This window comes from Halomonas sp. 3A7M (assembly GCF_014897875.1).
In the GTDB taxonomy this organism is placed as follows: Bacteria; Pseudomonadota; Gammaproteobacteria; order Pseudomonadales; family Halomonadaceae; genus Vreelandella.
The window spans coordinates 1-9,438 of record NZ_JABUZD010000152.1 but is presented as its reverse complement, the minus strand read 5'-3'; the positions used below and the strand labels follow the sequence as shown (position 1 = coordinate 9,438).

General features: G+C 50.4%; 15 protein-coding genes and 1 pseudogene. 4 read left to right on the top strand and 12 right to left on the bottom strand.

The annotated features are described in order from the left end of the window. The 5 genes and pseudogenes from INT19_RS13540 to INT19_RS13520 form a co-directional block, all read right to left on the bottom strand. Nucleotides 1–265: DUF4880 domain-containing protein (locus INT19_RS13540; protein WP_193061157.1), on the bottom strand; the 265-nt coding region annotated here is incomplete at its 3' end. Between the two features lie 100 nt (nt 266–365). Further along, nucleotides 366–878: an RNA polymerase sigma factor gene (locus INT19_RS13535; RefSeq protein WP_193054615.1), complete on the bottom strand. Its 513-nt coding sequence runs from the start codon at nt 876–878 to the stop codon at nt 366–368. Beyond that, a complete protein-coding gene (locus INT19_RS13530) occupies nt 871–1,392 on the bottom strand; it encodes a helix-turn-helix domain-containing protein (RefSeq protein ID WP_193061156.1) in 522 nt (173 codons plus the stop codon). Before INT19_RS13530 ends, INT19_RS13535 begins: the two co-directional genes overlap by 8 nt. 50 nt (nt 1,393–1,442) lie before the next feature. Next, entirely contained in the window at nt 1,443–2,132 is a 690-nt protein-coding gene (locus tag INT19_RS13525) for a TnsA endonuclease N-terminal domain-containing protein (RefSeq protein WP_217990263.1), read from the bottom strand. Nucleotides 2,133–2,264: 132 nt separating this feature from the next. Further along, a pseudogene (locus INT19_RS13520) lies at nt 2,265–2,447 on the bottom strand (transposase); the annotation flags it as partial. 21 nt (nt 2,448–2,468) lie between these two features. Here INT19_RS13520 and INT19_RS13515 point away from each other — a divergent pair. Then, nucleotides 2,469–3,530, top strand: a complete 1,062-nt coding sequence (locus INT19_RS13515) for an RNA-guided endonuclease InsQ/TnpB family protein (RefSeq protein WP_193054205.1) — start codon at nt 2,469–2,471, stop codon at nt 3,528–3,530. A gap of 17 nt (nt 3,531–3,547) precedes the next feature. Here INT19_RS13515 and INT19_RS13510 read toward each other — a convergent pair whose 3' ends face one another. The 7 genes from INT19_RS13510 to INT19_RS13480 all read right to left on the bottom strand — a co-directional run bounded on the left by INT19_RS13510 (nt 3,548) and on the right by INT19_RS13480 (nt 6,927). Beyond that, entirely contained in the window at nt 3,548–3,841 is a 294-nt protein-coding gene (locus INT19_RS13510; protein WP_193061155.1) for a helix-turn-helix domain-containing protein, read from the bottom strand. A gap of 49 nt (nt 3,842–3,890) precedes the next feature. Next, entirely contained in the window at nt 3,891–4,061 is a 171-nt protein-coding gene (gene relB / locus INT19_RS13505) for a type II toxin-antitoxin system RelB family antitoxin (RefSeq protein ID WP_225736367.1), read from the bottom strand. A gap of 63 nt (nt 4,062–4,124) precedes the next feature. Continuing rightward, a complete protein-coding gene (locus tag INT19_RS13500) occupies nt 4,125–4,397 on the bottom strand; it encodes a type II toxin-antitoxin system YafQ family toxin (protein WP_192539861.1) in 273 nt (90 codons plus the stop codon). Beyond that, nucleotides 4,397–4,654, bottom strand: a complete 258-nt coding sequence (locus INT19_RS13495) for a type II toxin-antitoxin system RelB/DinJ family antitoxin (protein WP_192539860.1) — start codon at nt 4,652–4,654, stop codon at nt 4,397–4,399. The genes INT19_RS13500 and INT19_RS13495 overlap by 1 nt, the downstream gene beginning before the upstream one ends. Nucleotides 4,655–4,871: 217 nt before the next feature. Continuing rightward, entirely contained in the window at nt 4,872–5,171 is a 300-nt protein-coding gene (tnpA, locus tag INT19_RS13490) for an IS200/IS605 family transposase (RefSeq protein ID WP_318782791.1), read from the bottom strand. A gap of 13 nt (nt 5,172–5,184) precedes the next feature. After that, on the bottom strand, nt 5,185–5,847 hold the full coding sequence (locus INT19_RS13485; protein ID WP_192539862.1) for a hypothetical protein: 663 nt from the start codon (nt 5,845–5,847) through the stop codon (nt 5,185–5,187). Nucleotides 5,848–5,916: 69 nt separating this feature from the next. Then, entirely contained in the window at nt 5,917–6,927 is a 1,011-nt protein-coding gene (locus tag INT19_RS13480) for a ParM/StbA family protein (protein ID WP_192539863.1), read from the bottom strand. A gap of 346 nt (nt 6,928–7,273) precedes the next feature. Here INT19_RS13480 and mobI point away from each other — a divergent pair, with 346 nt between their 5' ends. The 3 genes from mobI to INT19_RS13465 all read left to right on the top strand — a co-directional run bounded on the left by mobI (nt 7,274) and on the right by INT19_RS13465 (nt 9,322). Next, a complete protein-coding gene (gene mobI, locus INT19_RS13475; protein WP_192539864.1) occupies nt 7,274–7,837 on the top strand; it encodes a conjugative transfer protein MobI(A/C) in 564 nt (187 codons plus the stop codon). Nucleotides 7,838–8,344: 507 nt separating this feature from the next. Continuing rightward, nucleotides 8,345–8,866, top strand: a complete 522-nt coding sequence (locus INT19_RS13470; protein WP_192539865.1) for a hypothetical protein — start codon at nt 8,345–8,347, stop codon at nt 8,864–8,866. 129 nt (nt 8,867–8,995) lie between these two features. Continuing rightward, nucleotides 8,996–9,322, top strand: a complete 327-nt coding sequence (locus INT19_RS13465) for a hypothetical protein (RefSeq protein WP_193061154.1) — start codon at nt 8,996–8,998, stop codon at nt 9,320–9,322. The last annotated feature ends 116 nt before the right edge of the window (nt 9,323–9,438 follow it).

Sequence of the window (9,438 nt, the reverse complement as noted above, 5' to 3'; positions counted from 1 at the left end):
AGGCACGGCGGCCTGGCCTGCGCCCGAGCGGCGGCTTGCGCATGGTGAGCGGCAATCGCGGATCGGCCACCTTATCGAAATCGGACCATATACCGGAAATGCGCTCATATTCAGCGCGGTTGTCATCGGAAGCCGCAAGCCAGCGTCTATGGGCGCGCAACTCGGCATCGCCCGCATCGCCCGAATTGACCCTGACAAACCATGCAAGGGCTTCGTCTTTCGCCTTCTGTTTTGACAATATGCGTTCGTAGCCACCGCCGTTCAACGGGTTTTCCTCTCGAAATGAGGTTCCCGGCAATTGCCGGTCTTAACCCTGTTGACGAATCTGCAATCGCTACACCTCATCATCGCACATGGCTTTTTCATCAGTTCAGCCTTTCATCCAGTCTGGCTCGAGCGGTCGCAAGCGCCTTGATGATGAGTTTTTCCACGGCACTTTTCGTTATTCCGAGCCGCTCGGCGATCTGCGAATGGCTGAGACCGTAGAACTTATGCATGAGAAAAACCTCCCTCTGCCGGGGCGGAAGATTTGCAACGACGTTTTCGAGAATGGCGATGCGTTGGCGGAAATCGGCCGTCTGCTCCGGCGAGGCATCTGCGCAAAGTGAATCACGATCGCCCAGTGGCTCGAAATAGCGCGTTTGCGCGCTTTTTCTGCGCAAATGATCGATGGCGATATTGTCCGCCATCCGGAACACATAGGCCCGCAGATTCTGCACATCCATATCCGGCGGCATTTTTTCGGCACGCAGATAGGTATCCTGAACGACGTCGTGAATATCCGTGGCTGTCCCGAAGCGGCGCGCAAGATGCTTGACCAGATCGCCATAGCTTTCCGTCAACACCTGAACGATCGTTTTTTTCTTATTTTCAGCCACGTCGACAAGACCGGAAACAATGAGTGGGAGGAAGTAAACCGGCCTGTTTGCAATGAGCTTTGACAGTGATAATTACGTCACTGGGCTTATATCGTTGACGACTTAGATATAAGTCATTGATCGCCCCTTCGATTATTGCCTCGACTTTCTTATCGAGCTTTTTCGTACCTGGCTTGCGGCCTCGCGGGGCTGGTATCAATGCTGAAATATGGCCAGCCTCGTGATAGTCCTTAACCCATTGGTATAAAGTGGCAACGTGAACACCGGCTTCTTCTGCTAACTGCTCTGCCTTTGCACGAGTACGAAATGGATCGTCAAGTAGAGGACGGATTGCTGCAAACCGCTGCTGAGCAACTTGCCAGTCTTCGTCTTCGATCTCGGATAAATCCTTTCCTTCAGCAACACCACCTTCTCCAAGCTCTATATCCGTTACGGGACGAAGCTGATGCGCAGACAGACGGTGCACCTCTCCAGTGTCGGTATCTTTAGCAAGGAGGGTTGCTGTATCCAACAAGTGCGAAACTCTATAGGTACGACCATTGGCTGTTATCACAGACCCAGTAGTTACCGATAGAAAAGCGGGCTCTGTAGCCATAAGAAACCTTCTCCGTTAGTAATCCATATGGGGCTGGACATGTTTAATGGGCGTATGAGGTCAGCATGAACACGGCCTATAGCGATCATTTGCCATAAACAACTAAGCGCACACATACGCTTTTCCTCATTCGCATAAGCAGCTGTAAGTAGAATTTCAGGTGTTGTTTCACCGAGCACGGCAAGGGTTCTAGCCAAGTGAGTAGCGGTAGCCGAGTCCTCTGCCAAGTCCCTATAGGCCCTTAGAAATCGTGCATTGTTCAATAGGCCAGTGCCTCTAATCTCTCGCTCAGTCACAATGCGAAAGCCCCAACCTTGCTGCTTGCAATAGCGTATAGCTGCCTGAAATTTAGGCTTCATAATGTGCCAATTTTCTCTCAAATCTTCGCGATACTTAACCTCATACAGAATCGGCGCCGCTTCATCCGAGTAAGTCACGAGCATATCGGGCGTGTACTGACGCCTTTTTCGATCATCATCTTGATACTTAAGGGTTAGCGGCTGCTCACAAACCGTAGCGACCAACGGATCAAAATCGAGGATCATCAGGAAATCGCGCTCTAATGATGACTCAAAATTGCAAGTGCTTCCTCGTAAGAAAGAAACCTGCCCAGTAAGGCTCCTTCGGTTAGTTCCAATAACTCTAACAGGCCGATTCATATTCAGTCGCCTATATATTTGTGATTTTAACACCCAGTCGCTTATATTGGTGTCAATTAGTAGCGTATTTACTTGTCGAAAATAACGTAAGATATTGTTCCAGTATAGCATTAGTAGCTGTTTTTAGTGGAATTCACCATTGAACTCCTTTAGCTCCGCCTCGAAATCCCGACACACCTGTCTAAACAGGGTTTCGAGGGAGTTTAAATGTGCGACATTGAACACCCGACCACGGTACTTAGTCACAAAGACCAAGTGAGCGTGAATCTCAAAAACGCAATGCCTGCCAGTTCTGATTGAGTTGATTCTGTCCATAGACCAAGTATACTCAAGGCCATGAAACAGACCAAGACATTAAAGGTTCGCGTAAGGGACAAGCACGCCGCCCAGCTTAACCGCATGGCGCGCAGCGTGAACTTTTGCTGGAACTATCTGAACGAACTGTCGTCTCGCGCTATCCGTGAGCGCGGTCTGTTTCTATCAGCCTACGACCTGCATCCGTATACAAAAGGCGCTGGCAAGGAACTTGGTCTGCACAGCCAGACCTTGCAATGTATCGCCGCCGAATACGCCACTCGCCGCAAGCAGTTCAAAAAGTCTCGGTTGAGCTGGCGAAAGTCTGGCGGCGTGCGTCGTTCACTCGGCTGGATACCCGTTAATACTGGCGCCGCCAAGTGGAAGAATGGGCAGGTATTCCATAACGGCAGCTACTTCAAGATATGGGATAGCTACGGGCTGTCCAATTACAAGTTTCGCTCCGCGTCGTTTAATGAGGACGCACGCGGGCGCTGGTATTTCAATGTTGTCGTGGATGCTGATATTAAACCTAGCCTTGGGCAAGGCGCTGTTGGTATTGACCTTGGATTGAAAGACATAGCCACTTGTAGCAATGGCGAAAAGCTGGAAAACAGCCGCTTCTACCGTGGCATGGAAGAAAAGCTAGCGATTGCTCAGCGTAGCCACAACAAGAAACGTACCCGCGCCATTCACGCCCAGATCGCCAATCGCCGCAAGGATGCCTTGCACAAATTCTCACGCCGTCTAGTCAATCAGTACGGTGAAATCATCGTGGGCGATGTTAGCTCACAAAAACTCGTAAAGACCAAAATGGCCAAGTCCGTGCTAGATGCCGGGTGGGGCCAGTTGAAAACGATGCTGGAATACAAATGCGATCACGCAGGTATCGTGTTCAAGGAAGTGCGAGAAGCCTACACCACCCGCGCCTGTTCGGCTTGCGGCTCGCTCAGCGGGCCGCAGGGCGTAAATGGGCTGCGACTAAGAGACTGGGAGTGCGTGGCGTGTGGTGCGCGCCACGACCGAGACGTGAATGCGGCTCGGAATATCCTCAGTCTTGCGCTCGGGCATGAGCGTCCAGAAGTGGGAATCCCCGTCCTTTAGGGCGGGGAGGATGTCAATCATGCTGTGACTAGCTCTTCATCAACAACCTCTACTTTCAGTACAAGGTGTGCGCTCGCAGTAAGCTTCACCAGGGCATCAAGGCTAAAGGCGCTTACCTTGCCCGCCAGGAGGTTGTTCAGACGTGGCTGAGTGGTCCCCAGGCGCTTCGCCGCTTCTTTTTGGCTGAGATCCCAAGAGCGAACACGCTCCACCAGCTTTCTCATTAGCTGAGACCTTAGCCGCATGTTCACTGCCTCTTGCGGGGTATCTTCCAGCGCATCCCAAATATCGTCAAAGCATTCGTTAGCCATAAAAACCTACCTTACTGGACGGTTTGTTGCTTCCTATTGGTTTACTTTTTTAAAATTCAAGATAATTGTCCACGTCGTCCAGTGAGTGGGTGGCTTCATCGCCGCGGCGCAGGCGCTCCAGCGTCTGCTCTGCTAGATAGGTGTCCTCGAGGTCTTCCAGATGCTCTAGGATCGCTTCGCGCGCATAAGGTGGGGCGTAGTCGTCTGGTGGTGTCTGCATTGCCGCACCCTCCTCTTCTGGTCCTTTTACCGATACGGATAATCTTGAATTCCAGGAGCGGAATCACTCCTGGAAGAGGTCTGAATGGCTGCCGGTACGGGCCAAATGTAGCTCGTCGCCCTCTACGCGATACAGCAGCAACCAATCGGGTTCGATATGGGCATCTCGGTAGCCCTTCCAATTCCCCCGTAACGGGTGATCCTGGTAGGCATCCGGCAAGAGAGCTTGCTCGAGCAGCAGGCCCAGCAAGCGCCGCAGCTTGTCCATGTCCTTGCCGCGCTTCTGGACCCGCTTTACATCGCGTTTGAACTGGCTGGAACGGACTGGGGTCAGCATCAGATGCCCAGGTCCTCGAACAGCGCATCCGCGCTATCAAAGCGCTTGCCCTTGCCGGCGTCCAGCTCGTCCAGAGCCTTGGCCGTGGAGGCGTTTGGCACCTGGACAGCGAACGGCAGGCGCTTCTCGTCGGCGATCCGCAGCATCAGCAGGCGGATGGCATCGGATACGGACAACCCCATGGCCTCCAGGGCTGCGGTGGCGCGTTCTTTGGTTTCGCTATCGATGCGGGCTCGAACGACGGTATCAGCACTCATGGTGTCCCCCACTTCTTCTCTGTAGCTACAATGTAGCCACAATATAGCAGATCAGGGGGCGTCGTCAACTGGAGGCGCTCTACCTGGCTGAGCTGCGCTGTTCCCCGCTCATAAAATTTCGTGCGCACGAAATAATTAATAGGCGCAATTATCAGTTAACGCGAAAAACCTCGTACTTCTAGTGCGAGGATGGATAGCGTGGGACGCGAAGCGTCCCCTATTCTGGCCTTGTCTGCTGCTCAATGTATTGCTTGACGACGCTCAGCGGTGCTCCGCCGACACTTCCCGCAAAATAGCTGGGACTCCATAACGCATTTTTCCTGTAGGCCGGTTGTACCAATTCAGGGTGCAGTAGTTTCATTCGTCTACTCGAAACGCCTTTCAGGCTATTTACTAGCCTTGAAATCGCCACCTTGGGCGGGTAGTTCACCAGCAAGTGGACATGATCGGTTTCACCAGGTTTTGTGGCATGGGGATGTCTGGTTTTGTGGCATGTAGTACAGCCGCTACAAAACACGGCTGTCTGGTGACTACATTCTGATTTTGCCGATGGCACTGGATTTTTTAGGCGTGTTATCCCGCTTATTATCTGCTACTGACGGCTCTGTTGAGGCATCCGCCTCCACACTTGTATCTGCTCTTCCTTCTTGGGCTCCCACCTCAACCCCGCCTTCCTCTTTTATGCTTGCCACACCAGGATCAACGGGCTCTTTGACGATAGCATGTGCCTGCGGGTTTTGTGATGGGCGGGTCGACAGCCCTTGATTATCAGCATGGCGAGCCCAGCGTGAAATATCATTGAGTAATGCCCCCGCCGACGCAAGGGCTTTTACCCGACTGGAAACATTACCGTTTGGAATGGCTGCCAGGTCGCGGTACAGCTCGGGATAATTGTAGAAATTGACGGTCAATTTTAGCGGCATGGAAGATTCTGTCTCGTCTCCGTCGCTATCCTCCACGTCCTCACTGACGATACTGCTATAGTGCCTTTCGGCGAGTGAATGCAATCGCTCACTGTCAACGGCAATGCCCCCCATTTCCCGCATCAAACAGCATAGGTTAGCGAGATTGCGCAGACGCTCCGCACGGTATTTATTAGGGACAGACATAAGTTCTCTGTACAGATCACCATCGCGGCGGCGGTACAGCATGATGTTGATGACAAGCGGCTGTGATTGCTGAAAGTCGTGCATCGCGGATTCTCCAATGATTATAAAGCTGGCGGTAATCAGTGCTACCACCAGCTGTAATGCCAATAAACGCTATCGTGCGGCCCAGCCGTGATAGCCCCGAGCGATGGACAGCACTGGATCAGAAGGCTGGATAATCTCGCAATGTGAGAAAATTCGCCGCGCTTCAGGTTCGAAAAATGCCCCACCGCCCCCTGCAACCACAACAGTATCAAGTACCGTATTTCGCATACTACCCGCAATTTCGCTTATAGCAGCCTGAGAGATTTCCAATGCGCTTTGTTGGATGTAAGGTTGGATGTCTATTTTCTGTCCTGCATAGCGTACTATGTGCAAATTTGCGCGTATTAAACTTTCAATTTTTTCAGGCTTGAGGCTCTTACCTGGTGCCGCTCCGTAGTCTGCACTGACCAATTCAGCCACTCTATCAATAATCCGAGACGTTGCTAAAAGGGTTGTACCGGACAACTCAGCATTTAACTCCCCTTCTTCAAACACTACAAAGTCAGTGCTATAAAAGCCAGGGTCAATGATGATAACACTGCCTTCTGTTAACGCCTCTACGGTATCTTGATCGTCGTTACTTTCAGCGTAGTGAATAGCATCTAAAAATGCACCGCCTGGTTGTGGAATGACCTCAACTTCATCCACGGTTACGGTTCTCTTTTTAGCAACTTGATGCTCCCCTGCCATCATCTTTTTAATATCGTTTTTTAATTCTTCGTTCTGCCAATGCGTGACCGGCAACCCCGTCACTAAGCGATCTATCTGGCGATCATTTGTATATAATAACGCAGCATGGAAAAGTGCCTTATACTGCGTCGTTTTAATGTAGTTTTCCGTTATATCGCGTGAGCTACCCAACACTTTACCTGGTGCAATACCAGCGGCATATTCAACGCCATCTACCATAACAATGGTGGTATCAACATCACCGCCGGTAATGCCTTTAATCTGCCGATTGAATTGATCGAGGCGCGACACCCCTACAGGAAAGATGGACTCCTGATGCCCTTCATCGCCGCCTGAGTAAACCAGCTTGGTGTTGCTATAGCCGATATCCAGCCCTACGTTCGTACCCATTCAGACCTCCACGTTTCACTGTTGAACCGCTAAATCGAAGCGCAAGTCACTTCGCTTTAGAGAGTTTATTTTAAACTTTTAGGTTTGTAAAAATCAGTATTGCATCCATTGAGAAATGCTTCAACCCTCTCATTACTTTTTCACTTCCCACCAGTAATGGGGGGAAGTGGCAAATTTTGCTCACCTCCCCCCAGTTGGGGGGAGAATTAAAAAAAATTGGCTATTTTTCCTATTTTCTGTTTCACCTTCCACCAGTAAGTAATATCCTGTGGGGAGCGAGGGTTTCCCCCAGGGTAATTTCATGGGGAGCGTCTGTTAGATATTGAGGCTTTGGAGGGCTATCTGGATGTCAGAATATGGTGGTAGCAGCAGTTCAAGTAATTATTCGCTTGACCATTTGCATACGTTGCTTGCTGTGAACGACGAGGCAGAAGCCGAGCGTTCGGGTATTGATTTGGCTGAAGTATCTGCCGCGCTGTCGGATGCAGCCGATGGAATGCTTGAAGAAATTGAGCGGTCGATTTATCTGGCAGCCTTGGACTCACGCACGATGGCTGACTTATTTTGGGAAGAAAAAATGGAGCGTTTTGCAGCAGGTGATCCAGGTAAGCTCGGTATCCGTGTTCGCGTTAATCGAGGAACCTTGGAAGTCGCCTATTTCCGTGATGCGTTTGTTCGAAACTCTGACTCGATGCGCAAAGGTAAAACTTACTACGCTAAACATATTAAACGGTCTGGTAAGCATCATTATAACGCCCGAGACTTTAATGGGGCTGAAAGTTGGGAGCGAGAATTAGTTGCGGCGCACGAAAAAGACCATGCCAAAAATCGAAAAATTTTTTATGAGTTATCAAAAGCGCGAACAGCGTTGAAGGAGGTCAAAAAGGTAATTGAGTCGCATAGAAAGTAGATAGTCTAATAAGTTATTTATTCATGACTCAAACACCTCTGCTGGTGAAATTTCTCTTTTTAAACCATGCCGCCGAATAATTTGATAATATTCGTTAGGCTTATCCTCTTTCACATTCAAGTGGTCTTAATTTCGTGTGCAGGCATACACAGAACACCGTCACAATGCTTTCCTTTTAAAATAAAAATTGCAAAAGCCTGTTTCAAAAAAGCGGCTTTCATAAATCTATAAAGAGCAGAATAGCTTTATATAACTTTTGATTGATTTTAATCCATATTCTACTTTTAAGCACTTATATACTTCAGTGCATAAAAGCTGCAAAAAAGCATTTATAAGCTATTATGCCACATAACAAACTAAAAGGTTTATAGCGTATGTTATGGTTTATTTAAGCCTTGAGGGTGGGCTGAAGCTAATTCACCAGAAATCCGCCCCTCAGCGCCTTGGTCGGTTTTTCGGGATGCGTAGAATCCAAAGGACACCCGACATCGAGACAAGGAGAGCACTGTGCTCACATTAGTAACCGCTGATAAGTCTGAAAACGCATTGTCACGGCTTGAAGAAGAACAGCAGATATTGGCTGACGATATCGCTATGGCATTTTTTAACCTGACGCCCGACATCACTGAGGATGCTGACTGTGGCGACGTTGCGCACGAAGCAGCAGCATTCTTTGCTGACGCCGGTATGCCCAAGGAGCTGTTCTTTGGCGAGCTACATACCAACGAAACGGGCGAAAACGTGATCATCGTGCCGCATTACTGGCTGGAGGTGCCGCTGCAAACAACGCGGATTATCGTCGATCTGACACTGCCTTTCTGGCTGACTGATCCTGTTGCCGACACGACGGATTTCGACATTCCAACCGTGCTCATCAAGCGCCTGAGCGACGAGCGAGGACGAAAATACATGGGTGAGCGCATCGAGTTTCCCGATCTTGTAGGTGAAGCCGATAGCTCGGCTATTGCGTTGTATCCGCAGTGCCGATTTTGCGATGGCCTTGTCCGTCATTACCATCGTCTAAAGTAAGGGTTTCGAGATGGAGACACAGGCTCGACAGAGGCACTTGCTTGCGTTTCTGGATCGGTACGGCGTTGACTCTCCTGCATTGCAGTACGCGACCTCGCTTCTTTTGGACGCCCCGAAACTATCCCTGCTGTGTCCGATTCTCCGTCCATCGAAAGTGTTGCGCTATTTGGCCTGGACGACGACGAATGGGAAGACGCGGTGCGAGCTGCCCGTCTTCAGCGCAAACTGGATCAGCTGTCTTCGCAGTTTCCGCTTACGCTGCTTTCGGATTCGGTTGTCGATGCCGATAGTGGTCGGATACAGCTTTGGGGCCGCCAGGTGCTACGCCCATCGGTGCTAGAAGATCAGCTGGGTATGTCTATCGCCACATCCGATTGGCAGATCGTGATGGATGCTTTGCAACTGCTCCCGTCTTCCTGGTCGATGGTGCTGGAAATTTCTCGGGGGGCGGCTTAATTTCGCACCGGCTTGGTCAAGCGCAAAAGTTGGTTAAGCTACTAGGGAAATCAACGTAACGAGGAAAATCTGGTCAATTACCTCCGGCTGAAGCCGGAGGCTTGTAAAAGCAAGCC